This is a genomic window from Bacillus sp. FSL P4-0290 (assembly GCF_037975435.1).
Classification (GTDB): domain Bacteria; phylum Bacillota; class Bacilli; order Bacillales; family Bacillaceae; genus Bacillus; species Bacillus subtilis.
In genome coordinates this window covers 109238-133536 of sequence record NZ_CP150253.1, presented here as the reverse complement: position 1 = coordinate 133536, position 24299 = coordinate 109238, and the positions used below count along the sequence as shown (strand labels likewise).

Below are 24299 nucleotides of genomic sequence, written 5' to 3'. Positions count from 1 at the left end.
CCATACTATTACTCAGTGATTGTAGAAACAACGCCTGAACCAACAGTACGTCCGCCTTCACGAATAGAGAAACGAGTTCCTTCTTCGATAGCGATTGTAGAAATAAGTTCAACGTTCATTTCAGTGTTATCTCCAGGCATAACCATTTCTACGCCTTCTGGAAGATGGATGATACCAGTTACGTCAGTTGTACGGAAGTAGAACTGAGGACGGTAGTTAGAGAAGAATGGAGTATGACGTCCACCCTCTTCTTTAGAAAGAACGTAAACTTCAGCTTTGAATTTGCTGTGTGGAGTGATTGTACCTGGTTTAGCAAGTACTTGACCACGTTGGATTTCTTCACGAGATACACCGCGAAGAAGGGCACCAATGTTGTCACCAGCTTCAGCGTAATCAAGAAGCTTACGGAACATTTCAACACCTGTAACAGTTGTTTTCTTGTTCTCTTCTTGAAGACCGATGATTTCAACTTCGTCACCGACTTTAACTTGTCCGCGTTCTACACGGCCAGTAGCAACTGTACCACGACCAGTGATTGAGAATACGTCCTCAACTGGCATCATGAATGGTTTTTCAGTGTCGCGTTCTGGAGTTGGGATGTACTCATCAACCGCATCCATAAGTTCGAAGATTTTAGCTTCCCACTCAGCGTCTCCTTCAAGAGCTTTAAGAGCAGAACCTTTAACAACTGGTACATCATCACCAGGGAAGTCGTATTCGCTAAGAAGATCGCGAACTTCCATTTCAACTAGTTCAAGAAGCTCTTCGTCGTCTACCATGTCGCATTTGTTTAAGAATACAACGATGTATGGTACACCAACGTTTTTAGAAAGAAGGATGTGCTCACGAGTTTGTGGCATTGGGCCATCAGCAGCAGATACTACAAGGATAGCTCCGTCCATTTGCGCAGCACCAGTGATCATGTTTTTAACATAGTCAGCGTGTCCTGGGCAGTCAACGTGTGCATAGTGACGAGTTTCAGTTTCGTACTCAACGTGTGCAGTAGAGATTGTGATACCGCGCTCGCGTTCTTCTGGAGCACCATCAATTTGATCGTACGCCATAGCTGTACCTTTACCAGATTTCTTATGAAGTACTGTTGTGATAGCAGCAGTTAAAGTTGTTTTACCATGGTCAACGTGTCCAATTGTACCAATATTGGCATGTGATTTGGAACGGTCGAATTTTTCTTTAGCCATTCTAAAATCCTCCTTAAGAGCTTTTAATTAGTAATGTATAGAGTGATAGGAAGTGAAAGAAAGCTTTCACTTCCTCATCTTACAATAGTAGTTATACTTGAGTTAAGCGGCAAAATCAATTATTCGCCTTTATTTTTTTTGATAATTTCTTCTGCGACGCTCTTCGGCACTTCTTCGTAGTGATCCATGTGCATAGTGAACGTACCGCGACCTTGCGTATTAGAACGAAGTGCAGTAGCGTAACCGAACATTTCAGCAAGAGGAACCATAGCACGAACAACTTGAGCGTTACCGCGTGCTTCCATACCTTCTACGCGTCCGCGACGTGAAGTGATATCACCCATGATATCTCCCATATATTCTTCTGGAATAACCACTTCTACTTTCATGATTGGTTCAAGAAGAACTGGGTTACATTTGCTAACTGCATTTTTCAATGCCATAGAAGCAGCAACTTTAAATGCCATTTCGTTTGAGTCAACATCATGGTAAGAACCGTCGAAAAGTTTAGCTTTAATGTCGATAAGCGGGAAGCCTGCTAGTACACCATTTTCAAGTGCATCTTCCAGACCTGCTTGAACAGCTGGGATGTATTCACGAGGAACGACCCCACCGACAATCGCATTTTCAAATTCAAAGCCAGCGCCTTCTTCGTTTGGTTCGAATTCGATCCAAACGTGTCCGAACTGACCGCGTCCACCAGACTGACGTACGAATTTACCTTCAACTTTTGCACCGGTACGGAATGTTTCACGGTACGCAACTTGAGGAGCACCAACATTGGCTTCTACTTTAAATTCGCGTTTCATACGGTCAACAATGATATCAAGGTGAAGTTCACCCATACCAGAGATGATCGTTTGGCCAGTTTCTGGGTTTGTTTGAGTACGGAATGTAGGATCTTCTTCAGCAAGTTTCGCTAAAGCGATACCCATTTTATCTTGGTCGGCTTTTGATTTAGGCTCAATAGCAACGTCGATAACTGGTTCTGGGAATTCCATTGACTCAAGGATAACAAGATCCTTCTCATCACATAGAGTATCTCCAGTAGTTGTATCTTTTAGACCTACAGCAGCTGCGATATCCCCTGCGTATACAGTAGAGATTTCTTCACGGCTGTTAGCGTGCATTTGAAGAATACGTCCAACACGCTCACGTTTGCCTTTAGTAGAGTTTTTCACGTATGAACCAGAATCAAGTGTTCCAGAGTACACACGGAAGAACGTCAACTTACCAACGTAAGGGTCAGTCATAACTTTAAATGCTAATGCAGAGAATGGCTCTTCGTCAGAAGAATGACGCTCAATCTCTTCATTTGTATCAGGACGTGTACCTTTGATTGCAGCAACGTCAGTTGGTGCAGGAAGGTAGTCAAGAACAGCATCAAGTACTAGTTGAACACCTTTGTTTTTGAAGGCAGAACCAACAAGAACAGGGTAGAATTCAACATTTAATGTACCTTTACGAATTCCTGCTTTTAACTCGTCAATTGTGATTTCTTCACCCTCAAGGTACTTATCCATAAGCTCTTCATCAAGCTCACATACAGCTTCAATAAGGCTGTTGCGAAGTTCTTCAGCTTGCTCTTTGTACTCTTCAGGGATTTCTTTTGCATCAGAACGAGTTCCGAGGTCATCTTCGTAGAAATACGCAACGTTTTCTACAAGGTCAATGATACCTTCGAAGTTATCTTCAGCACCGATCGGCAATTGAATTGCATGAGCGTTTGCTTGAAGACGGTCTCTTAAAGTTCCTACAGAGTAAAGGAAGTCTGCACCGATTTTGTCCATTTTGTTAACAAAAACGATACGCGGTACTCCATAAGTTGTTGCCTGACGCCAAACAGTTTCTGTTTGAGGCTCAACGCCTGATTGCGCGTCAAGTACAGCAACAGCACCATCAAGTACACGAAGAGAACGTTCAACTTCAACTGTGAAGTCTACGTGTCCTGGAGTATCGATGATGTTTACGCGGTATCCTTTCCACTGTGCAGTTGTCGCAGCGGAAGTGATTGTGATACCACGTTCTTGTTCCTGCTCCATCCAGTCCATTTGTGAAGCTCCTTCATGAGTTTCACCAATTTTGTGGATACGACCAGTATAGAACAAGATACGTTCTGTAGTTGTCGTTTTACCGGCATCGATGTGAGCCATGATACCGATATTACGAGTTTTTTCTAAGGAGAACTCTCTTGCCATTGGGTAATTTCTCCTTCCTTATTAGGAAATTGTGTTTTGTTAATCTATAAATCCTACCAGCGATAGTGTGCAAATGCTTTGTTTGCTTCAGCCATCTTATGAGTGTCTTCACGTTTCTTAACAGCAGCACCAGTGTTGTTAGCTGCGTCAAGGATTTCGTTAGCTAAACGCTCTTCCATCGTTTTTTCTCCGCGAAGACGAGCGTAGTTAACTAACCAGCGAAGTCCAAGAGTCGTACGACGTTCAGGACGAACTTCTACAGGAACTTGGTAGTTCGCACCACCTACACGGCGTGCTTTTACTTCAAGTACAGGCATGATGTTTTTCAATGCTTGTTCGAAAACCTCCATTGCATCATTGCCAGTACGTTCTTTAATGATATCGAATGACTTGTATAGGATTGTTTGAGACTTACCTTTTTTACCATCGATCATCATTTTGTTGATTAGACGAGATACAAGCTTAGAGTTGTAAATCGGATCAGGTAAAACATCTCTTTTTGCTACAGGACCTTTACGTGGCATCTGAATATCCTCCCTTCATCAATTATGCGTATTTTCGTATATTATTTTGCTTTAGGTTTTTTCGTACCGTATTTAGAACGGCCTTGTGCACGGTTTTCAACTCCAGCAGTATCAAGCGCACCACGAACGATGTGGTAACGTACCCCTGGTAAGTCTTTTACACGTCCGCCGCGGATAAGTACAACACTGTGCTCTTGCAGGTTGTGACCGATACCAGGAATGTAAGCAGTAACCTCGATTCCGTTAGTCAAACGAACACGAGCATATTTACGAAGTGCTGAGTTCGGTTTTTTCGGTGTCATTGTACCAACACGAGTACATACCCCGCGTTTTTGTGGAGAAGATACGTTAGTGTGCTCTTTTTTAAAGCTGTTGTATCCTTTGTTAAGTGCAGGAGACTTTGAGTTTTCTACTTTACTCACGCGTCCTTTGCGAATTAGCTGATTAATTGTAGGCATGAATTTTTCCTCCCTTCATTACGTTTTATAACCCACATACCCAGGTGGTTCATCAAAAGGCAAAAAACAATGTCTTTACACAAGATGGAATCTTACGCAAAAACAAAAGTACGTTATAAAATAATGGCAACAGCGGCTGCTCCTACCTCAATTCCGCAGGCTTTGCCGAGCTTTTTCATGGATTCAACCATTGAGACAGAGATACCTTGATCTTCAGCAAGTGAAACAACACTTGACGTGAGTATCGGATCTGCGTCTTTTGCAACGACTACTTCCTTTACTGAACCTCGCTTTAGAGCTTTCACTGTTTGCTTCGTACCAATAATAATTGATTTGGCCTGTGATACTTTATCATAAGACATAAACATATCCTCCAAAGTAACAGGTTTATTTCGAGCACCTTGGTTATATTATCATTCTAGGAGACGAATGTCAACAAGGTATGACATTTTTTAGATTCGTTCTTCTCATAGAGTGACTTTTTCATAAATATATCTGCTGAAAGACTGTTTTTGCAGTCTTTCAGCAGAGTTAAATCAGTTATTCAACCGGGACCATATCGTCAGTCGGCTGAACATTTGATACTGGTTTTACTTTACGGTATTTCATCATTCCTGTACCTGCTGGAACAAGCTTACCGATGATAACATTCTCTTTCAAGCCGAGAAGCTCGTCACGCTTACCTTTGATCGCTGCATCTGTAAGGACACGTGTTGTTTCCTGGAAGGAAGCAGCAGATAAGAATGAATCAGTTTCAAGAGATGCTTTTGTAATACCGAGTAAGACAGGACGGCCTGTAGCTGGTCGGTTGCCTTCAAGCAATACCTTTTTGTTCGCTTCAGTAAATTGGTGAATATCAAGCAATGTACCTGGAAGCACATCAGTGTCACCGGCATCAATCACGCGTACTTTGCGAAGCATCTGGCGAACCATTACTTCTACGTGTTTATCACCGATTTCAACACCCTGCATACGGTAAACCTTTTGAACCTCATGGAGAAGATACTCTTGAACAGTCGTCAGGTCAGTCACTTTAAGAAGTTCTTTCGGATCGATTGAACCTTCTGTCAGTACTTGGCCTCGAGTAATTTTATCTCCTTCCGCTACTTTCAAGCGGGAGTTGTAAGGTGCCGTATAAGAACGTGTTTCCACTGCGCCTTGAACCACAATTTCCTGTTGCTTGTCACGAACTTCATTGATCTCAACGACTGTACCGTCGATTTCTGTAATTGTTGCCTGACCTTTCGGATTACGCGCTTCGAAAAGCTCTTGGATACGCGGAAGACCCTGTGTGATATCGTCTCCGGCAACCCCGCCTGTATGGAATGTACGCATTGTTAACTGTGTACCAGGCTCACCGATTGATTGGGCAGCAATGATTCCGACAGCTTCACCGACTTCAACATCGGAGCCAGTTGCAAGATTTCGGCCATAGCATCGTTTACATACACCATGAGGCGTATTACATGTGAAGGCAGAACGGATCCACACTTCTTCAATGCCGGCTTCGACAATCTCCAGTGCTTTATCTTCATCGATCAGTTCGTTTTCATTCACAAGCACTTCACCTGTTTCAGGGTGCTTCACTTGTTTTCTTGCAAAACGTCCGATTAAGCGTTCTTCTAAGCGCTCAATTGTTTCAGTTCCTTCTTTAAGTGGCTTAGCAAGAATGCCTCGGTCAGTTCCGCAATCAGTTTCACGAATGATAACATCCTGCGCAACGTCAACGAGACGGCGTGTAAGGTAACCTGAGTCAGCAGTTTTAAGAGCGGTATCGGCAAGACCTTTACGCGCACCGTGTGTGGAGATAAAGTACTCCAATACTGTCAGACCTTCACGGAAACTTGATTTGATCGGCAACTCAATGATACGTCCAGCCGGGTTGGCCATCAGGCCGCGCATTCCGGCAAGCTGCGTAAAGTTAGACGCGTTACCACGGGCACCAGAGTCACTCATCATGTAGATCGGGTTGAGTTCATCAAGTGATTTCATCAGTTTGCCTTGGATAACGTCTTTTGCAGCACTCCAGATAGAGATGACTCTCTCATAGCGTTCTTCTTCAGTGATAAGACCGCGGCGGAACTGCTTCATAACGTTGTCAACTTTGCTTTGCGCTTCTTCAAGAATTTCTTGTTTATCATCGAGTACGACGATGTCAGAAACCCCAACTGTAATACCAGCTTTTGTTGAATATTTGAAACCTAGGTTTTTCATGCGGTCAAGCATTTTAGACGTTTCCGTAATATGGAATCGTTTAAAGATTTCCGCGATGATTTTACCCAGAATGCCTTTTTTAAACGGCGCATTGATTGGCTGCTGTGCGATAACAGCTTTAACGTCAGCACCTTTTTCTAAGAAGAAACGGTCAGGTGTTTTCTCTTCAATGTTGCTCTTCGTTGGTTCATTCATGTAAGGGAATGATTCCGGAAGAATTTCATTGAAGACAAGCTTACCGACAGTTGTAATTAACAATTTTGAGCGCTGTTCTTCGGTAAATGTCACATTCTTAAGTGAGTTAGCTGCAACAGCTACTCTCGTATGAAGGTGAACATATCCGTTTTGATAAGCAAGAAGCGCTTCGTCTGTATTCTTGAAGACCATACCTTCACCGACAGCACCGGCACGCTCAAGTGTCAGGTAATAGTTACCCAGTACCATATCCTGAGACGGTGTTACAACCGGTTTACCATCTTTAGGGTTCAAGATGTTTTGAGCAGCAAGCATCAAGATGCGTGCTTCAGCTTGTGCTTCAGCAGATAATGGTACGTGAACCGCCATTTGGTCACCGTCAAAGTCAGCGTTGTAAGCTGTACATACGAGCGGGTGAAGACGGATTGCGCGTCCTTCAACAAGCGTTGGTTCAAACGCCTGGATACCTAATCTGTGAAGTGTAGGGGCACGGTTCAGCAGTACCGGGTGCTCCTTAATAACTGATTCTAGTACATCCCAAACTTCAGGCTGTACGCGCTCAATTTTGCGTTTCGCACTCTTAATGTTGTGAGCAAGACCTTTTTCAACAAGTTCTTTCATAACGAAAGGTTTGAAAAGTTCAAGCGCCATTTCCTTCGGTAATCCGCATTGGTACATTTTCAAATGAGGACCAACAACGATTACAGAACGTCCGGAGTAATCGACACGTTTACCAAGAAGGTTTTGACGGAAACGGCCTTGCTTCCCTTTCAGCATGTGAGAAAGAGATTTTAACGGTCTGTTACCAGGACCTGTTACAGGGCGTCCGCGGCGGCCGTTGTCAATTAGGGCATCGACAGCCTCTTGAAGCATACGCTTTTCGTTTTGAACGATGATGCTAGGCGCACCAAGGTCCAAAAGGCGTTTCAAACGATTGTTACGGTTGATGACACGACGATAAAGGTCATTCAAATCAGAAGTCGCAAAACGTCCGCCATCTAGCTGAACCATCGGTCTAAGCTCCGGAGGAATAACAGGAAGCACATCAAGGATCATCCAAGAAGGCTTGTTTCCTGAGTTACGGAAGGCTTCTAAAACTTCAAGACGTTTGATCGCACGAGTACGGCGTTGTCCTTGTGAAGTTTTCAGCTCTTCTTTTAACATATCAACTTCTTTGACAAGATCGATATCTTGAAGAAGTTTATGAATTGCTTCAGCACCCATAGATGCTTGGAATTTATTACCGTATTTATCAAGATAAGCACGGTATTCTTTCTCAGACAGAAGCTGTTTCTTTTCAAGCGGTGTATTCGCCGGATCAGTTACAACGTAAGAAGCAAAGTAAATGACTTCTTCTAAAGCACGAGGTGACATATCCAGCACAAGACCCATACGGCTTGGAATACCTTTGAAATACCAAATGTGGGAAACTGGGGCAGCCAGTTCAATGTGCCCCATTCTCTCACGACGGACTTTAGCCCGTGTTACTTCGACTCCGCAGCGGTCACAAACTACGCCTTTATAACGAACTCGCTTGTACTTCCCGCAATGACATTCCCAGTCCTTAGTCGGTCCGAAAATGCGTTCGCAGAATAGACCGTCCTTTTCAGGTTTTAACGTACGATAGTTTATCGTTTCAGGCTTTTTCACTTCACCAAAAGACCATGAACGGATTTTATCTGGTGAAGCAAGACCGATGTTCATATACTCAAAATTGTTCACATCTAGCAAGGGGCCTACCTCCCTTTTTATCTTCGGATTAACCGATGTCACTTGCCTTTATAACTAGAGATTATTCTTTTGTTACTACATCGCGTTCAACGTCTGCAGATGCTGTTTCTTCCGGCTCTTCATCACCTGATAATGCCAGGCCGTCAGCTTGTTTCGCATCTTCTTCGTCTTCTAAATCTCTCATTTCTATTTCTTCTTCATCACCAGAAAGGATTTTGACATCCATACCTAAGCTTTGAAGTTCTTTGATTAATACTTTGAATGATTCCGGAACACCTGGTTCAGGAACATTGTCGCCTTTAACGATGGCTTCGTATGTTTTCACACGTCCAACCACGTCATCAGACTTAACAGTCAGAATTTCTTGAAGAGTGTAAGCCGCACCGTAAGCTTCAAGTGCCCAAACCTCCATCTCACCAAAACGCTGTCCGCCAAATTGCGCTTTACCGCCAAGAGGCTGCTGCGTAACAAGTGAGTAAGGGCCTGTAGAGCGTGCGTGAAGTTTATCGTCAACCATGTGAGCCAGTTTGATCATGTACATGATACCGACAGATACACGGTTATCAAACGGCTCTCCAGTACGTCCGTCGTAAAGCACTGTTTTGGCGTCACGAGACATGCCGGCTTCTTCAAGTGTTTCCCAGACATCCTCTTCTCGCGCTCCGTCAAATACAGGAGATGCAATGTGAATGCCAAGGTAACGAGCGGCCATACCCATGTGAAGTTCCAATACCTGCCCGATGTTCATACGTGATGGTACGCCCAGCGGGTTAAGCATGATATCAATTGGTGTGCCGTCAGGAAGGTAAGGCATATCCTCTTCAGGAAGAATCTTAGAGATAACACCTTTGTTACCGTGACGACCGGCCATTTTATCCCCTTCAGAAATCTTACGTTTCTGAACGATATATACGCGTACTAACTGGTTAACACCCGGAGGAAGTTCGTCTCCGTCTTCACGGTTGAAGACTTTAACGTCATGGATAATTCCGCCGCCGCCATGAGGCACACGAAGAGAAGTATCACGAACCTCGCGGGCTTTCTCGCCAAAGATGGCGTGAAGAAGGCGTTCTTCTGCAGTCAGTTCAGTTACGCCTTTAGGCGTTACTTTACCAACAAGAAGATCTCCGTCTTTTACTTCTGCCCCAATACGGATGATTCCGCGGTCATCAAGATTGCGAAGCGCATCTTCACCGACGTTTGGAATATCGCGAGTGATTTCTTCAGGTCCAAGTTTCGTATCACGTGCTTCTGATTCGTATTCTTCAATGTGGATAGATGTATAAACATCATCCTTCACTAGGCGTTCACTCATGATGATGGCATCCTCATAGTTGTAGCCATCCCATGTCATGAAGCCGACCATTACGTTACGGCCAAGTGCAAGTTCACCAAGCTCCATAGAAGGACCGTCAGCAAGGATTTCTCCTTTTACCACTTCATCGCCGACACTTACGATCGGACGCTGGTTGTAGCACGTACCTTGGTTAGAGCGGACAAATTTCAGCAGGCTGTATTTATCCAGGTTTCCTTTTACTTTTTGACCGTCTACTTCTTCATAACGGCGAACCCAAACGTTTTTCGCTTCTACGCGTTCAACGATACCAGGGTGTTTACAAATAACAGCGGCACCAGAGTCTTTTCCTGATACGTATTCCATACCAGTTCCAACAAATGGCGCTTCCGGCTGCATCAAAGGCACAGCCTGACGCTGCATGTTCGCTCCCATGAGGGCACGGTTGGAGTCATCGTTTTCTAAGAACGGGATACATGCTGTCGCAGCAGATACAACCTGCTTAGGCGATACATCCATGTAGTCTACACGATTTCTGGAAACAACGGTGTTCTCCCCGCGGAAACGAGCTACGATGCTGTCATCAATAAAGGCGCCTTCGTCATCAAGACGAGCATTCGCTTGAGCGACAACATAGTTATCCTCTTCATCAGCAGTTAAGTAATCGATTCTGCCCGTTACCTTCCCTGTTTCAGGGTCAACGCGGCGATATGGCGTTTCAATAAAGCCAAAACGGTTTACTTTTGCATAAGATGATAGTGAGTTGATCAAACCGATGTTCGGGCCCTCAGGCGTTTCAATCGGACACATACGGCCATAGTGGGAGTAGTGAACGTCACGCACTTCCATTCCGGCACGCTCACGTGTCAATCCGCCCGGTCCTAATGCTGACAGACGACGCTTGTGCGTTAATTCAGCAAGCGGGTTCGTCTGATCCATGAATTGAGAAAGCTGTGAGCTTCCAAAGAACTCTTTAATGGACGCAATAACAGGACGAATATTGATCAGCTGCTGAGGCGTAATTGTATTCGTATCTTGAATTGACATTCTCTCACGAACCACACGCTCCATACGGCTTAAACCGATACGGAATTGGTTCTGAAGAAGCTCGCCTACAGAACGTAAACGGCGGTTTCCAAGATGATCGATATCATCTGTGTCGCCTACTCCGTGCAGCAAGTTGAAGAAGTAGCTGATTGAAGAAATAATATCAGCAGGCGTGATGTTTTTAATCTCTTCTTCGATGTAAGCATTGCCGATTACATTGATAACCTGTTCTCCTTCTTGATCAGTCGGAGCAAAGATTTTAATTGATTGAAGAGTCACTTCATCTTCAACAACGCCGCCATTCGGATACAGCTTTCGGAAACCGATTCCGTTTTCTAAGTATGGCAGTACTTTATCAAGCGTTCTTCTATCAAGAATCTGGCCTTTTTCAGCAAGGATTTCTCCTGTTTCAGGATCAACAAGCGTTTCAGCAAGTCTCTGATTGAAGAGGCGATTCTTAATATGAAGTTTTTTATTAATTTTATAGCGTCCTACATTGGCAAGATCGTATCGTTTCGGATCAAAGAAACGAGAATCAAGCAAGCTTTTCGCATTTTCTACTGTAGGCGGCTCTCCAGGACGGAGACGCTCGTAAATTTCCAGCAACGCTTTGTCGCTGTTTTCTGTGTTATCTTTATCAAGCGTATTTCGCAGATATTCGTTTTCTCCTATGAGATCAAGAATCTCTTGATCGGAGCCGAAGCCGAGAGCACGCAAAAGAACCGTAACCGGCAACTTACGTGTGCGATCAATGCGGACATAAACAACATCTTTCGCATCAGTTTCGTATTCTAACCATGCGCCACGGTTTGGAATGACAGTTGCGGTAAAACCTTTTTTACCGTTTTTGTCTACTTTACCACTGAAATATACACTTGGAGACCGAACAAGCTGGGAAACGATAACGCGTTCCGCACCGTTAATGATAAAAGTACCTGTATCTGTCATAATAGGGAAATCACCCATGAAGACATCTTGGTCTTTTACCTCTCCAGTTTCTTTGTTAATTAAACGAACCTTCACTCTTAGCGGAGCTGAGTAAGTCACATCACGTTCTTTTGATTCCTCTACAGGATATTTAGGCTCACCTAAACTATAATCAATGAACTCAAGAGAGAGGTTACCAGTGAAATCCTCAATTGGTGATATGTCTTGAAACATCTCTCTAAGACCCTCATCAAGAAACCACTGATAAGAAGAGGTTTGAATTTCAATGAGATTTGGTAATTCTAACACTTCGCTAATGCGAGCATAGCTTCTGCGCTGGCGGTGTCGTCCATACTGAACTAGTTGACCTGTCAACTGATTCACCCCTCAAATCATGCGTATTATATGTGTAATAAGCATTTCTTCCAAAGAAAGAAAATACTTTTACAAGACAAAAGAAAAAAGGGTTTCTAATTAAGAAAACCACATCCAAAAACAAATACCGATTTTATTAGCATTTCCATACTTGTATAATTTATACATAGATATTGACAATTCATCATATCAAGCAAAATATATACATTGGCATTTTACAATATTAACATAGTTAAAATACCGAGTCAAACTTTTTTTGCTTTTATGATATAATAGCCTTTCTTTTTTTGAACGACGGAAACTTCATCGAACAGTTCCTCGAGCTTTTCAATGGCAGAAGGCGCGCCTTGCTTTTTCTGTATGACGATCCACAATTCACCTGAAGCTTTTAAGTGTTCAGCGCTTTTCTCAAAGATAGCATGGACAACTTTTTTTCCGGCTCGGATTGGGGGATTTGTAAGAATAGAAGCAAATGTTTGAGCAGAATCAACGTTTGAAAACAAATCGCTTTGATAAATCTTAACGTTTGTTATTCCGTTATGTTCCGCATTTTCATTTGATAGTTCTACGGCTCTCTCATTAACGTCAATCATGTGGATAGTCCGGTCTTTAAAGTCGCTGGCGAGCGATAAACCAATCGGGCCGTATCCGCAGCCTACATCCAAAATGCCGCCCTCAACCTCAGGCTCTTCAAAAGAATCAATCAGCAGGCGGGAGCCGAAATCAACTTCTTTTTTAGAAAAAACCCCGCTGTCGCTGGTAAACGTGAAATCTTTATTCCGAAGCCTAAAAGACCAGGTTTGCTTGTTGCTTTTTACTGAAGGTTTTTCTGAATAATAGTGCTCACTCATTATTAGAACCTCCTTTTTTCATGGCTTAAAGAATGGCAAAGAAAAAGCTCGCCTCATAAAAGCGAGCTTCCCCTACAGGTAAGTGAAGATTACTTAACTTCTACAGAAGCGCCAACTTCTTCAAGTTTAGCTTTAAGCTCTTCAGCTTCTTCTTTAGCAATACCTTCTTTAAGTGGTTTTGGAGTGTTGTCAACAAGTTCTTTAGCTTCTTTCAAGCCAAGACCAGTGATTTCACGTACAACTTTGATAACTTTGATTTTTTGAGATCCTGCACCAGCAAGGATAAGATCGAATTCGCTTTGCTCTTCAGCAGCTCCGCCAGCAGCAGCTCCGCCAGCTACAGCTACAGGAGCAGCAGCAGTTACGCCAAATTCTTCTTCGATTGCTTTTACTAGGTCGTTCAATTCAAGTACAGTTGCTTCTTTAACGGAAGCAATGATTTCTTCGATATTTAAAGCCATTTGTAATTCCTCCATTTTGTTTTAATTTATGAAAAACTGATTAGATTAAGCGCCTTGTTCTTCCTTTTGTTCTGCCACAGCTTTTGCAGCAAGAGCAAGGTTGCGAACTGGAGCTTGAAGTACGCTAAGCAACATAGAAAGCAAGCCTTCGCGTGATGGAAGTTCAGCAAGAGCTTTCACTTCTTCAACAGTAGAAACTTTACCTTCGATAACGCCAGCTTTGATTTCAAGAGCTTCGTGATTTTTAGCGAAGTCATTAAGAACTTTAGCCGGAGCGACAACATCTTCAGTGCTGAATGCGATCGCGTTCGGTCCAGTTAAGAAATCATTCAAACCATTAAGCTCAGCTTGTTCAACCGCACGGCGAGTCATCGTATTTTTGTAAACTTTGAACTCAACGTTAGCTTCGCGAAGCTGTTTACGAAGTTCAGTTACTTCAGAAACGTTAAGTCCGCGATAGTCAACGATGATCGTTGATTTACTTTCTTTCAGTTTAGAAGCAATTTCTTCAACAACAACTTTTTTTGTTTCAATTGCGCTGCTCATGGTTACACCTCCTGTAGATTCTTGTGTAACACTTATACCGTTAGGTGATCACGACTGAGACGACGGATTCCATATAAAAAGCCTCCATGAGACATGGAGGCTGTATATACAAGCATACGTAACGTAATAGCTGTGATAATATACACCTCGGTAGGATAATTAAGCGGTTAGGCCCCTACTGTCTACGGTATAAATGATATTCTATTTTACAACATTTTGAATAATATCAGAATGTTGATGTCATGTCAATATTATTTTACGTTAAAAGTTGAAGAGTCTACTTTGACACCAGGTCCCATAGTAGAAGTTACAGCAACGTTTTTCACGTAAACGCCTTTAGCTGCAGCAGGTTTAGCTTTAAGGATTGTATCGTACATTGTTGTGAAGTTCTCAACAAGTTTTTCATCCTCGAAAGAAACTTTACCGATAGGAACATGAATGTTTCCAGCTTTATCAACGCGGTATTCAACTTTACCAGCTTTGATTTCGCCGATCGCTTTTTCAACTTCGAAAGTAACTGTACCAGTTTTAGGGTTTGGCATTAAACCTTTTGGTCCAAGTACACGACCGATTTTACCAACTTCACCCATCATGTCAGGTGTAGCTACGATAACGTCGAAATCGAACCAGCCTTGTTGAATTTTGTTGATGTAGTCAGTATCGCCTACGAAATCTGCACCAGCAGCTTCAGCTTCTTTCGCTTTTTCGCCTTTTGCGAAAACGAGAACGCGCTGAGTTTTACCAGTTCCGTTTGGAAGCACAACTGCTCCACGGATTTGCTGGTCGTTTTTACGAGGGTCAACCCCTAAACGAAAAGCCACTTCAACTGTAGCGTCGAATTTAGCTGTGTTTGTTTTTTTAACGAGAGCTACTGCTTCAGAGACGTCGTAAGCTTTAGAACGGTCTACAAGCTTAGCAGCTTCAACGTACTTTTTACCTTTTTTAGCCATTTTAAAATTTCCTCCTTATGTGGTTATAGCGGAATAACCTCCCACGAATAAGGGTTGCGAACTTGTTAAAACTCGCAACCCGACAAGAAACAAATTAATCCTCGATTACAATACCCATACTGCGGGCAGTACCTTCAACCATGCGCATTGCCGCTTCAACGTCTGCTGCGTTTAAGTCAGGCATTTTCGTTTCAGCGATTTCGCGTACTTTATCGCGCTTAACGGTTGCCACTTTATTACGGTTTGGTTCACCAGAACCAGACTCAATTCCAGCTGCTTTTTTAAGCAATACTGCAGCAGGTGGAGTTTTTGTAATAAATGTAAATGAACGGTCTTCGTAAACCGAAATTTCAACAGGAATGATTAAACCAGCTTGGTCAGCTGTACGAGCGTTAAACTCCTTACAGAATCCCATGATGTTAACACCGGCTTGACCAAGTGCAGGTCCAACTGGTGGTGCTGGGTTAGCTTTTCCAGCAGGAATTTGCAATTTTACAACTTTAACTACTTTTTTAGCCACGAGACACACCTCCTTAAGTCCGTGATGTGGTAATAGGGTAAACCCTCCCACTCAAGGTTTCATTCTTTATATGAATGACGAAATATCATGCTAGTTGCCTTGGATAAGTCCAAGACGTACCTTTGCTATATTATCATTTATATATAGCAATTTCAAGTTTTTTCACATTACAATTTATCGATTTGGGTAAATTCCAGCTCAACCGGCGTTTCACGGCCAAACATATTAACGAAAACTTTGACCTTGCTTTTATCATAATCAATCTCTTCAATTGATCCTGTAAAGTTAGCAAAAGGTCCGTCTATTACTTTCACTGTCTCTTTCAGTTCAAAGTCAATATCAGTTTTTCGTTCATCCATGCCCATTCTCTTCAGAATGGTTTCTGCTTCGCCCGGAAGAAGCGGCGTCGGTTTTGAACCTGACCCGGCAGATCCTACGAATCCAGTAACGCCCGGCGTGTTTCGGACAACATACCAAGAGTCGTCTGTCATTACAATTTCAACAAGCACATAACCAGGGAACACTTTCTTTTTCACGACTTTTTTCTTGCCGTTTTTGATATCTGTTTCTTCTTCTTCGGGTACGACTACACGGAAAATTTTATCCTGCATCCCCATTGATTCAACACGTTTTTCCAAGTTGGCTTTTACTTTATTCTCATAACCAGAGTACGTGTGAACAACATACCAATTCTTTTCCATTCTATTCAGGACTGTCCAGTCCTTCCCTCCCCGCATTTGGTTTTAGTGAATTACCATAACGCTTCAAAAAATAGGCGGCAAGCCTATGATAACTATCATTTTAAGCCACAATAAAAAACCCGCTGAACGGGTTTTGGCAAGTAATATTATGATCTATTATAGCACGTATTGCTGATCATTATTCAACTATTAAACGAATTAATTGAGAAATTCCTGTGTCAAGGAGGGCAAAAAAGATAACAAAAAAGATAACTGTTGAAATTACCGTAATGGTATAACGCGTTAACTCTTTTCCTTTAGGCCAGCTTACCTTTTTCATTTCTTTCCCAACATCTTTAAAGAATTTCATAATACGCATGTAAAAGACCTCCACAATTTAAAAGCGCAAAAACTATTTTGTTTCAAGATGAGCTGTATGTGAATTGCAAGTACTGCAGTATTTCTTTACTTCTAATCGCTCAGCCGCTGATGCAGAGCTCTTCATTGTCGTATAATTACGGTTTCCGCATGTCTTGCATGCTAACGTAATCTTTTTTCTCATGTCATTACACCTTTTTCTAAATAGACATTAGTTCTTATCTTTAGTAACATATCATAGTCAGAAAAATACTGTCAATATAGCATAAATTCCTATTACAAACTGATTTCGCGAATTTCCAAGTACTTCTCCAGCTTGCGTTTCACACGCTGAAGGGCATTGTCGATCGATTTCACATGTCGGTTCAGTTCATCAGAAATCTCTTGGTAACTTCTCCCGTCGAGATATAAGACGAGTACTTTTCTCTCTAAATCACTTAATAGTTCTCCCATTTTCATTTCAATATCATCAAATTCTTCCTGATTAATGATCATTTCCTCAGGATTTAAGGTTTTCGCTCCTGAAATGACATCCAGCAGCGTTCGGTCTGATTCTTCATCAAAAATCGGTTTATCTAATGAGACGTAGGAATTCAAAGGAATGTGTTTCTGGCGAGTAGCTGTCTTTATTGCGGTAATAATTTGGCGGGTAATACATAATTCTGCGAAAGCTTTGAATGAGGTAAGCTTGTCCTCTTTGAAGTCACGAATAGACTTATAGAGGCCTATCATGCCTTCCTGAACAATATCCTCTCTGTCCGCCCCTATTAAGAAATAGGATCTTGCTTTTGCCCGAACAAAGTTTCGGTACTTCGTAATCAAGTAATCTAACGCATCACTGTCCCCAACATGAACCTTTTCAATGACCTGCTCGTCCTCCAACTGGCAAAACTGCTCTTTGTTGAATTTTCCCTTGTTGTTCTGTAGATTCACTCCGATCCCCCCGGCGCACGTAGATAGAAATATTATACAGTATTGGGCAAAAAAGCGTCAACTTAATCTAAGTCTCCCCGCCTCCACTTTTCAAACGTTTTCAAAACCTCTTCCGATAAAGCAATTTTACCCGCCGGCTTTTCGGAAGTGATTTTTCTTACCCGTCTCTCTATTCGCCTTTCAATCGTTTCTACCTCTCTCAAAAGCTCCCGGGCCGATTTCCGCAATGCCCCCTGTCCGAAAATCGCCCACTGCTCAGTATAGTCAGAGGTCGCAACGTGAATTTGAGTCGCAATATTATTCAAAGCCTGAGCGAGCTTTTCTATCCGCTCATCAGCCGTCTCATTTTCTTTTGTAAAAATTACTTCAACTCTATGGTTGGTCTGTTTTTTCTCAAGCCCTTTTACGAGATGCGCGTCAAAAACAACAATAACCCTGTTTCCTGTATACGATTGATATTCCGCCATTTTCTGAATCAGTACGTCTCTCGCCTCTTCAAAACTGTTCGCTTTTAAATCCTTCAGCTGCGGCCAGGCTCCAATCATGTTGTACCCGTCTACTAACAGGATATCCATGGGTCTTTATTCTCCCACAGGGTTTCGTTTCCGGTAGACTTCATACATCAAAAGACCAGCCGCGACAGATGCATTTAGTGAAGTTACCTTTCCGGCCATCGGGAGTTTAATGAGAAAATCGCACTTTTCCTTCACAAGGCGGCCCATCCCTTTTCCTTCACTTCCGATGACTAGAGCCAAAGGCATATTGCCGTCCATATTACGGTAATCCTCACGCGCTGACGCATCCGTTCCGACAACCCAGATTCCCCGCTCTTTCATCTCTTCTAACGTCCGTGCCAAATTGGTGACTCTTGCTACAGGAATGTGCTCAATTGCTCCTGTTGAAGCTTTTGCCACTGTTGTTGTCAGCCCGACAGCTCTCCGTTTTGGAATGACGATGCCATGAGCGCCGACCGCATCTGCTGTCCTCATAATGGAACCAAGATTATGAGGGTCTTCAAGCTCGTCCAGAATGAGGAAGAAAGGCTGTTCATTTTTTTCTTCGGCTGCTTTATATAAATCGTCCAGTTCTGCATATTCATACGCTGCAACCTGTGCCACTACGCCCTGATGCTGTCCTGTCACCATTTGATCGAGTTTTTTTCTCGGGACGTATTGAATCGTGATTCCCTGCTTTTTGGCAAGCTCAATCACTTGCTGTGCTTGTCCCTTTACGGTGTTTTCCGCCATCCACAGCTTATACAGCTTCCGATCAGATTTTAACGTCTCGATCACTGCATTTTTCCCTATGACGTAATCATGTTGCTGACTCATTTGTTTTCCTCCCTGACGTCCCGAATTGTATAGCTTCGGCTACGAGCTGACTAAGTCGTTCCTCTTTTTTCTCTAGAAAAAGGTAGCCCAGAAGCGCTTCAAATGCTGTACTGTAGCGGTACGTCTGAACATCTGTATTTTTAGGTGTTGTCCCTGACTTGGCATTTCTGCCTCTTTTCAGCACCGCTTCCTCTTCTTCCGTAAAAAATGATTGATTCTGCAGAAAAAATAGGATCTCAGCCTGTGACTTTGCTGAAACAATCCGGCTTGATTTCTTATGAAGATCATTTGGTTTGGTAAAGCCCTGCTTAAGCAGGTGATGCCTGACATACACTTCAAAAATGGCATCACCTATATAAGCAAGCGCAAGACCGTTAAGCTGCTTAGAATCTTTTATCGTATCAAATTCAAGCATCTGTTATTCTCCCCGTTTCCAGCGAGTGCCTTGAGCCGTATCTTCAAGAATGATATTCATGCTTTTCAGCTGGTCGCGGATCTGGTCTGACAATGCAAAATCGCGATTCCGGCGCGCTTCATTTCGCTTTTCGATTAAGTCTTCAATCTCTTGATCGAGAAGTTCCTGCTCACCCAACGAAAAACCGAGGACAGAAACAATGCGGTCAAACATCTCAATAAACGCCGTAATCACATGATCAGCCGTATGATCTTTCTGAAGATAATAATTGGCGTGTTTCGCTAAGTCAAACAAGACTGAAATGGCATTCGCCGTATTAAAATCATCGTCCATCGCTTCTTCGAATGCTTTGCGGTGTTCTTCAACTTTTTCAAGCCATTGATCGTCATCTTCGGTTAAATTCGTACTGCTGTTCAGACGGTGCTGAAGATTGCTGTACGCTGTTTTTAAACGGTTGAACGCGCTTTTCGTATTCTCCAGAAGCTCTTCTGAATAGTTAATCGGATGGCGATAATGAACAGATAGCATAAAGAATCTCAAAAGCTGCGGATCATGCTGTTTAATGATGTCATGCACAAGCACAAAGTTGCCTAGTGATTTTGACATTTTTTCATTATCAATATTGATATAACCATTATGAAGCCAATACTTCGCAAACGTTTTGCCTGTTAGCGCCTCAGATTGCGCAATTTCGTTTTCATGGTGAGGGAATGTTAAATCCTGTCCGCCCGCATGGATATCAATCTGGTCACCGAGATACTTTTTCACCATTGCTGAGCATTCAATGTGCCAGCCCGGACGTCCTTTCCCCCAAGGGCTATCCCAAGAGATTTCTCCTTCTTTTGCCGCTTTCCACAGTGCGAAATCAAGAGCATCTTCTTTTTTCTCGCCGACTCGGATGCGTGCACCTGATCTAAGTTCATCGATTGATTGCTGAGAAAGCTTTCCGTACCCTTCAAACGCTCTGGTTTTGAAATATACGTCACCTTCTGATTCATATGCGTAGCCCTTTTTCACGAGCTGATCTACGAATTCGATAATGGCATCCATGTTCTCCATTACTCGCGGATGAAGGTCGGCTTTTCGGCAGCCGAGCGCACCTACGTCTTCAAAGTATGCTTTAATAAAACGCTCTGAAATGGTGGGTACATCCTCACCGAGTTCATTTGCCGCTTTAATTAATTTATCGTCTACGTCTGTGAAGTTAGAGACATACTGCACATCATAGCCTTTATACTCTAAATAGTTTCGAACCGTATCGTAAACGATTGCCGGACGCGCGTTCCCGATATGAATGTAATTGTAAACCGTGGGTCCGCATACATACATTTTCACTTTTCCCTCTTCAAGAGGAACGAATGTTTCCTTCTGTCTAGTCAATGTATTATAAAGTGTGATTGTCATTTTTGATTGATCCTTTCTTTTCTGTCTTCAAGTTCTGCCTTCAGCTCTAAAATCTGCTGTTCCAAAGACTTAAAGCGGTCAGCAACTGGATCGGGCAAATCCTGATGGTTTAAATCGCGTCTTACTTTCTTGCCATTTTGTACAACGACCCGTCCAGGGATACCGACAACTGTTGAAAAATCAGGAACATCATGCAGCACTACTGAACCAGCGCCAATCTTTGAGCCTTCACCGACCGTAATAGAACCGAGCACTTTAGCACCTGTGGCTATCAATGCGTCATCTTTAATCGTTGGGTGCCTTTTTCCCTTTTCTTTTCCCGTTCCCCCGAGGGTAACCCCCTGAAAAACGGTTACGTTATTGCCGATTTCACATGTCTCCCCAATGACAACCCCCATGCCGTGGTCTATGAAAAATCTTCTCCCGATTGTAGCGCCGGGGTGGATTTCTATCCCGGTAAAAAATCGGCTTACTTGAGATATAAGGCGTGCAAGGAAATAAAATTTTCGTTTATATAAAGCATGTGCAATCCGATGCGCCCATATAGCATGTAAACCGGAATAAGTTAAAATCACTTCAAAATAGCTTCTTGCTGCGGGATCTTGATCGAACACAGTATCAATGTCTTCTTTGAGCATTCTAAAAAACACATGCTTCCCCCCGTTTCTCTATCTGATTTCCTCTACCCAATAAAAAAAGCGTCTCTGCATGTAAACATGACAGAGACGCTTTAACCGCGCGGTTCCACTCTGTTTGAAAAGCAGACTTCTGCTCTCCCAACTTCAGCCTGTAACGGCGGCGGCCGCCTTTGAATACTGGTTTCAAAAAACGTTCTTCAAAGGTCTTAAGGGCGCACTTCTAAAACCCGGCTCATGGATCTCTCTCAGCCAATGAAGATCCTTTCTGTAATGGCCTAAAGCTTTATACTCTTCCCTGTCAACAATCATTTATTTAGATATTCTTTAAACGCTGAATTGCAGTCTCTTTACCGATCAATTCAATTGATTGCGGCAGTTCCGGACCGTGAGTTTGCCCTGTTACAGCAACACGAATCGGCATAAACAGTTTTTTCCCTTTATGGCCAGTTTCTTTCTGCACTGCTTTGATTGATGCTTTGATATTATCCGGAGTGAACTCCTCAAGCTCTTCAAGCTTCGCTGCGAATGTGCTGAGCACTTCAGGAACCTGTTCTTCTTCCAGAACAGCTTTCGCTTCTTGATTATACTCGATCTCATCCGTAAAGAACAAATCAGTCAGCTCAACAATTTCCGCACCGTAGCTTAATTGCTCATGATACAGGGAAATCAGTTTACGAACCCACTCTTGTTCTTCAGCAGAAAGCTCAGTGCCAACTTTGCCCGCTTTTTGCAAATGCGGAAGCGTCAGTTCAACAACCTGATCAAGATCCAGCTTCTTCACATATTGGTTGTTAACCCATTTTAGCTTATGCATATCAAACAAAGCTGGTGATTTAGATAAACGATTTACATCAAAAATTTCAATAAACTGCTCTTTTGTGAAAAGCTCTTCTTCTCCAACCGGTGACCAGCCTAGCAGTCCGATAAAGTTGAACAGCGCTTCTGGCAGGTAGCCAAGCTCTTTGTACTGCTCGATGAATTGAATAATGGATTCATCACGTTTGCTGAGCTTTTTACGGCTTTCGTTTACAATCAGCGTCATGTGTCCGAACTGAGGAATATCCCACCCGAATGCTTGATAGATCATAATCTGTTTCGGTGTGTTAGAAATATGATCCTCACCGCGCAGCACGTGTGTCATTTTCATTAAGTAGTCATCAATAGCTACCGCGAAGTTATAAGTAGGCGTTCCGTCCTTTTTCACAATAACGAAGTCGCCGATGCCATCTGATTCAAAAGAAATTTCGCCTTTTACGATGTCGTTGAAGGCGATGACTTTTCCTTCCGGCACACGGAAACGAATACTTGGTTTTCTGCCTTCGGCGATAAATTTCTCCTGTTCTTCCTGAGTCAGGTCTCTGTGTTTTCCGGAATAACGAGGCATTTCTCCGCGGGCAATCTGTTCTTCACGCTCTTTTTCAAGCTCTTCTTCCGTACAGTAACATTTATAAGCAAGCCCTTTTTCAAGAAGCTCTTCATAGTACACTTTATAGATATCGTTACGCTCTGACTGACGGTATGGACCGTACTCTCCTCCGACATCCACACTCTCATCCCAGTCAATACCTAGCCACTTCAGATAATTCAGCTGGCTTTGTTCTCCGCCCTCAATATTGCGCTTTTTATCTGTATCCTCAACTCGAATGATAAACTTACCGCCTTGATTGCGGGCAAATAAATAATTAAAAAGCGCCGTTCTGGCATTTCCAATATGCAAATGTCCGGTTGGACTCGGTGCATAACGGACGCGTACTTCGTTTCCCATTTTCAAATACTTCCTTTCATGTCATGTATGGCCTCAGGCAAAAATGTATGAATCTATTCTACCACCAAATAGACCCGGCATCAAAACAAGTTAGCCTTTTTGTATCAGCACTGTCGCCTGAGCCGCTATTCCTTCCGCCCGGCCTGTAAATCCAAGCTTTTCTGTCGTTGTTGCTTTTACATTTACTTGAGAAACATCTGCCTCAAGGCCTTCAGCAATTCTTTTTCTCATATCTTCTATGTACGGCAGCATCTTCGGCTTTTGCGCTATGATGGTGCAATCAATGTTCCCAAGGACATACCCCTTCTGTTTCACGATTCCCCAGACATGCTGAAGTAATTTGAAAGAATCTGCGTCCTTGAACTCGGGATCTGTGTCAGGAAAATGCTTGCCGATGTCTCCTTCACCCACAGCTCCCAGGCAGGCGTCAGCGACGGTATGCAGCAAAACGTCTGCATCAGAGTGGCCAAGCAGCCCTTTTTCGTACGGGATTTCAATTCCGCCAATAATGAGAGGACGGCCCTCAACTAATTGATGCACATCAAATCCTTGTCCAATTCTAAACATGTTTATTCCCACTTTCTGATTCCATGATAGCTTCAGCTGACGTCAAATCGTCTGGCGTCGTCAGCTTAATATTTGTATAGCTGCCTTCTACAACACGGACCGAACCGCCTTCCATCTGTTCAACGAGACTGGCGTCATCCGTCCCTAAAAATCCCTTGCGCTCGGCCTCAGCGTGAGCCTTCATCAATAAAGAAAGACGAAAAGCTTGTGGCGTTTGGACAGCCCACAAGCTTGAACGTTCAATCGTCTCACTGACTTGTAAATCTTGAACGCGTTTAATCGTATCTTTTACCGGAACAGCAAGGATGGCCGCTCCTGTCTGTTCCGCCTCTGCGATCAGTTCGTCAATTTGTTCATGTTTTATAAATGGGCGGGCACCGTCATGTACAAGGACAATCTTTTCCTGCTTTACGGCTTTCAGCCCCTTATACACACTGTGCTGCCGCTCTTCTCCGCCTGCAACAAGCTCAATTGAAGTTTGAAACGGGTAATCGGACAGCAATTGCTGAAAGTGCTCCCGCTCCTGCTCGTTAATCACCAAAATGATTTTATCGCACTGCCGGTGGCTGTCAAACACTCTTAACGTGTGTATGATCACCGGGTCTCCCTTCAGCTCAATGAACAGTTTATTTCTCCCTGCCTTCATCCGCTTTCCCTGTCCGGCTGCAGGAATCACCACATCATAACTCATTGTTTCT

24 protein-coding genes and 2 other annotated features are annotated in these 24299 nt (G+C 43.2%); all 24 genes read right to left on the bottom strand.

Annotated features, from left to right (window positions below):
* Positions 1-8 precede the first annotated feature (8 nt).
* The gene (tuf, locus tag MKY10_RS00710) at positions 9-1199 is read right to left on the bottom strand and encodes an elongation factor Tu (RefSeq protein ID WP_003235058.1); all 1191 of its coding nucleotides are present in this window, start codon (positions 1197-1199) and stop codon (positions 9-11) included.
* A gap of 119 nt (positions 1200-1318) precedes the next feature.
* Positions 1319-3397 carry an elongation factor G gene (fusA, locus tag MKY10_RS00705; protein WP_003235056.1) on the bottom strand — a complete coding sequence of 693 codons (2079 nt, stop codon included), beginning with the start codon at positions 3395-3397 and terminating at the stop codon, positions 1319-1321.
* A 53-nt stretch (positions 3398-3450) separates the two neighbouring features.
* Positions 3451-3921: a 30S ribosomal protein S7 gene (gene rpsG, locus MKY10_RS00700; RefSeq protein ID WP_003225784.1), complete on the bottom strand. Its 471-nt coding sequence runs from the start codon at positions 3919-3921 to the stop codon at positions 3451-3453.
* 41 nt (positions 3922-3962) lie between these two features.
* Positions 3963-4379: a 30S ribosomal protein S12 gene (rpsL, locus tag MKY10_RS00695; RefSeq protein ID WP_003225781.1), complete on the bottom strand. Its 417-nt coding sequence runs from the start codon at positions 4377-4379 to the stop codon at positions 3963-3965.
* Between the two features lie 113 nt (positions 4380-4492).
* The gene (locus MKY10_RS00690; protein WP_003225778.1) at positions 4493-4741 is read right to left on the bottom strand and encodes a 50S ribosomal protein L7ae-like protein; all 249 of its coding nucleotides are present in this window, start codon (positions 4739-4741) and stop codon (positions 4493-4495) included.
* A 178-nt stretch (positions 4742-4919) separates the two neighbouring features.
* Entirely contained in the window at positions 4920-8519 is a 3600-nt protein-coding gene (gene rpoC / locus MKY10_RS00685) for a DNA-directed RNA polymerase subunit beta' (RefSeq protein ID WP_004399688.1), read from the bottom strand.
* A 61-nt stretch (positions 8520-8580) separates the two neighbouring features.
* Positions 8581-12162: a DNA-directed RNA polymerase subunit beta gene (gene rpoB / locus MKY10_RS00680; RefSeq protein WP_009966326.1), complete on the bottom strand. Its 3582-nt coding sequence runs from the start codon at positions 12160-12162 to the stop codon at positions 8581-8583.
* 245 nt (positions 12163-12407) lie between these two features.
* Positions 12408-13013, bottom strand: a complete 606-nt coding sequence (locus MKY10_RS00675) for a class I SAM-dependent methyltransferase (protein ID WP_015252989.1) — start codon at positions 13011-13013, stop codon at positions 12408-12410.
* 89 nt (positions 13014-13102) lie between these two features.
* Complete coding sequence (gene rplL / locus MKY10_RS00670) at positions 13103-13474, bottom strand: 50S ribosomal protein L7/L12 (protein WP_003156436.1); 372 nt, start codon at positions 13472-13474, stop codon at positions 13103-13105.
* Between the two features lie 45 nt (positions 13475-13519).
* Positions 13520-14020 (bottom strand): 50S ribosomal protein L10, encoded by a 501-nt coding sequence (gene rplJ / locus MKY10_RS00665; RefSeq protein ID WP_003235042.1) that lies wholly within the window; start codon positions 14018-14020, stop codon positions 13520-13522.
* 65 nt (positions 14021-14085) lie between these two features.
* Positions 14086-14226: a sequence feature (ribosomal protein L10 leader region), on the bottom strand.
* A gap of 45 nt (positions 14227-14271) precedes the next feature.
* Positions 14272-14970, bottom strand: a complete 699-nt coding sequence (gene rplA, locus MKY10_RS00660; RefSeq protein ID WP_003235040.1) for a 50S ribosomal protein L1 — start codon at positions 14968-14970, stop codon at positions 14272-14274.
* A 94-nt stretch (positions 14971-15064) separates the two neighbouring features.
* A complete protein-coding gene (gene rplK, locus MKY10_RS00655) occupies positions 15065-15490 on the bottom strand; it encodes a 50S ribosomal protein L11 (RefSeq protein WP_003156430.1) in 426 nt (141 codons plus the stop codon).
* A 167-nt stretch (positions 15491-15657) separates the two neighbouring features.
* Complete coding sequence (nusG, locus tag MKY10_RS00650) at positions 15658-16191, bottom strand: transcription termination/antitermination protein NusG (RefSeq protein WP_003225764.1); 534 nt, start codon at positions 16189-16191, stop codon at positions 15658-15660.
* Between the two features lie 178 nt (positions 16192-16369).
* A complete protein-coding gene (gene secE / locus MKY10_RS00645; protein ID WP_004399676.1) occupies positions 16370-16549 on the bottom strand; it encodes a preprotein translocase subunit SecE in 180 nt (59 codons plus the stop codon).
* Between the two features lie 33 nt (positions 16550-16582).
* Positions 16583-16732, bottom strand: a complete 150-nt coding sequence (rpmG, locus tag MKY10_RS00640; RefSeq protein ID WP_003156421.1) for a 50S ribosomal protein L33 — start codon at positions 16730-16732, stop codon at positions 16583-16585.
* 92 nt (positions 16733-16824) lie between these two features.
* Positions 16825-17481: an RNA polymerase sporulation sigma factor SigH gene (gene sigH, locus MKY10_RS00635; RefSeq protein WP_003225758.1), complete on the bottom strand. Its 657-nt coding sequence runs from the start codon at positions 17479-17481 to the stop codon at positions 16825-16827.
* 62 nt (positions 17482-17543) lie between these two features.
* Positions 17544-18056, bottom strand: coding sequence for a ribosome-dependent mRNA decay endonuclease Rae1/YacP (gene rae1, locus MKY10_RS00630; protein ID WP_003235032.1), 513 nt, complete (start codon positions 18054-18056; stop codon positions 17544-17546).
* A gap of 6 nt (positions 18057-18062) precedes the next feature.
* A complete protein-coding gene (gene rlmB / locus MKY10_RS00625; RefSeq protein ID WP_014478620.1) occupies positions 18063-18812 on the bottom strand; it encodes a 23S rRNA (guanosine(2251)-2'-O)-methyltransferase RlmB in 750 nt (249 codons plus the stop codon).
* On the bottom strand, positions 18796-19227 hold the full coding sequence (locus tag MKY10_RS00620) for a mini-ribonuclease 3 (RefSeq protein ID WP_004399685.1): 432 nt from the start codon (positions 19225-19227) through the stop codon (positions 18796-18798). The genes rlmB and MKY10_RS00620 overlap by 17 nt, the downstream gene beginning before the upstream one ends.
* A 3-nt stretch (positions 19228-19230) precedes the next feature.
* Positions 19231-20631, bottom strand: coding sequence for a cysteine--tRNA ligase (gene cysS, locus MKY10_RS00615; protein WP_014478619.1), 1401 nt, complete (start codon positions 20629-20631; stop codon positions 19231-19233).
* Entirely contained in the window at positions 20628-21281 is a 654-nt protein-coding gene (gene cysE / locus MKY10_RS00610) for a serine O-acetyltransferase (RefSeq protein ID WP_003225749.1), read from the bottom strand. The genes cysS and cysE overlap by 4 nt, the downstream gene beginning before the upstream one ends.
* A 68-nt stretch (positions 21282-21349) precedes the next feature.
* Positions 21350-21580 (bottom strand) — a binding site (T-box leader).
* Between the two features lie 2 nt (positions 21581-21582).
* Positions 21583-23034 carry a glutamate--tRNA ligase gene (gene gltX, locus MKY10_RS00605; protein ID WP_004399675.1) on the bottom strand — a complete coding sequence of 484 codons (1452 nt, stop codon included), beginning with the start codon at positions 23032-23034 and terminating at the stop codon, positions 21583-21585.
* Between the two features lie 90 nt (positions 23035-23124).
* The gene (ispF, locus tag MKY10_RS00600) at positions 23125-23601 is read right to left on the bottom strand and encodes a 2-C-methyl-D-erythritol 2,4-cyclodiphosphate synthase (protein ID WP_003225745.1); all 477 of its coding nucleotides are present in this window, start codon (positions 23599-23601) and stop codon (positions 23125-23127) included.
* Entirely contained in the window at positions 23594-24292 is a 699-nt protein-coding gene (gene ispD / locus MKY10_RS00595; RefSeq protein WP_015252991.1) for a 2-C-methyl-D-erythritol 4-phosphate cytidylyltransferase, read from the bottom strand. Before ispD ends, ispF begins: the two co-directional genes overlap by 8 nt.
* Positions 24293-24299: the final 7 nt, after the last annotated feature.

Coding starts and splice junctions, on each gene's coding strand:
- tuf (WP_003235058.1), bottom strand. CDS start 1,199: ATGGCTAAAGAAAAATTCGACCGTTCCAAATCACATGCCAATATTGGT.
- fusA (WP_003235056.1), bottom strand. CDS start 3,397: ATGGCAAGAGAGTTCTCCTTAGAAAAAACTCGTAATATCGGTATCATG.
- rpsG (WP_003225784.1), bottom strand. CDS start 3,921: ATGCCACGTAAAGGTCCTGTAGCAAAAAGAGATGTTTTACCTGATCCG.
- rpsL (WP_003225781.1), bottom strand. CDS start 4,379: ATGCCTACAATTAATCAGCTAATTCGCAAAGGACGCGTGAGTAAAGTA.
- MKY10_RS00690 (WP_003225778.1), bottom strand. CDS start 4,741: ATGTCTTATGATAAAGTATCACAGGCCAAATCAATTATTATTGGTACG.
- MKY10_RS00675 (WP_015252989.1), bottom strand. CDS start 13,013: ATGAGTGAGCACTATTATTCAGAAAAACCTTCAGTAAAAAGCAACAAG.
- rplL (WP_003156436.1), bottom strand. CDS start 13,474: ATGGCTTTAAATATCGAAGAAATCATTGCTTCCGTTAAAGAAGCAACT.
- rplJ (WP_003235042.1), bottom strand. CDS start 14,020: ATGAGCAGCGCAATTGAAACAAAAAAAGTTGTTGTTGAAGAAATTGCT.
- rplA (WP_003235040.1), bottom strand. CDS start 14,970: ATGGCTAAAAAAGGTAAAAAGTACGTTGAAGCTGCTAAGCTTGTAGAC.
- nusG (WP_003225764.1), bottom strand. CDS start 16,191: ATGGAAAAGAATTGGTATGTTGTTCACACGTACTCTGGTTATGAGAAT.
- secE (WP_004399676.1), bottom strand. CDS start 16,549: ATGCGTATTATGAAATTCTTTAAAGATGTTGGGAAAGAAATGAAAAAG.
- rpmG (WP_003156421.1), bottom strand. CDS start 16,732: ATGAGAAAAAAGATTACGTTAGCATGCAAGACATGCGGAAACCGTAAT.
- rae1 (WP_003235032.1), bottom strand. CDS start 18,056: ATGGATATCCTGTTAGTAGACGGGTACAACATGATTGGAGCCTGGCCG.
- rlmB (WP_014478620.1), bottom strand. CDS start 18,812: ATGAGTCAGCAACATGATTACGTCATAGGGAAAAATGCAGTGATCGAG.
- MKY10_RS00620 (WP_004399685.1), bottom strand. CDS start 19,227: ATGCTTGAATTTGATACGATAAAAGATTCTAAGCAGCTTAACGGTCTT.
- cysS (WP_014478619.1), bottom strand. CDS start 20,631: ATGACAATCACACTTTATAATACATTGACTAGACAGAAGGAAACATTC.
- gltX (WP_004399675.1), bottom strand. CDS start 23,034: ATGGGAAACGAAGTACGCGTCCGTTATGCACCGAGTCCAACCGGACAT.
- ispF (WP_003225745.1), bottom strand. CDS start 23,601: ATGTTTAGAATTGGACAAGGATTTGATGTGCATCAATTAGTTGAGGGC.
- ispD (WP_015252991.1), bottom strand. CDS start 24,292: ATGAGTTATGATGTGGTGATTCCTGCAGCCGGACAGGGAAAGCGGATG.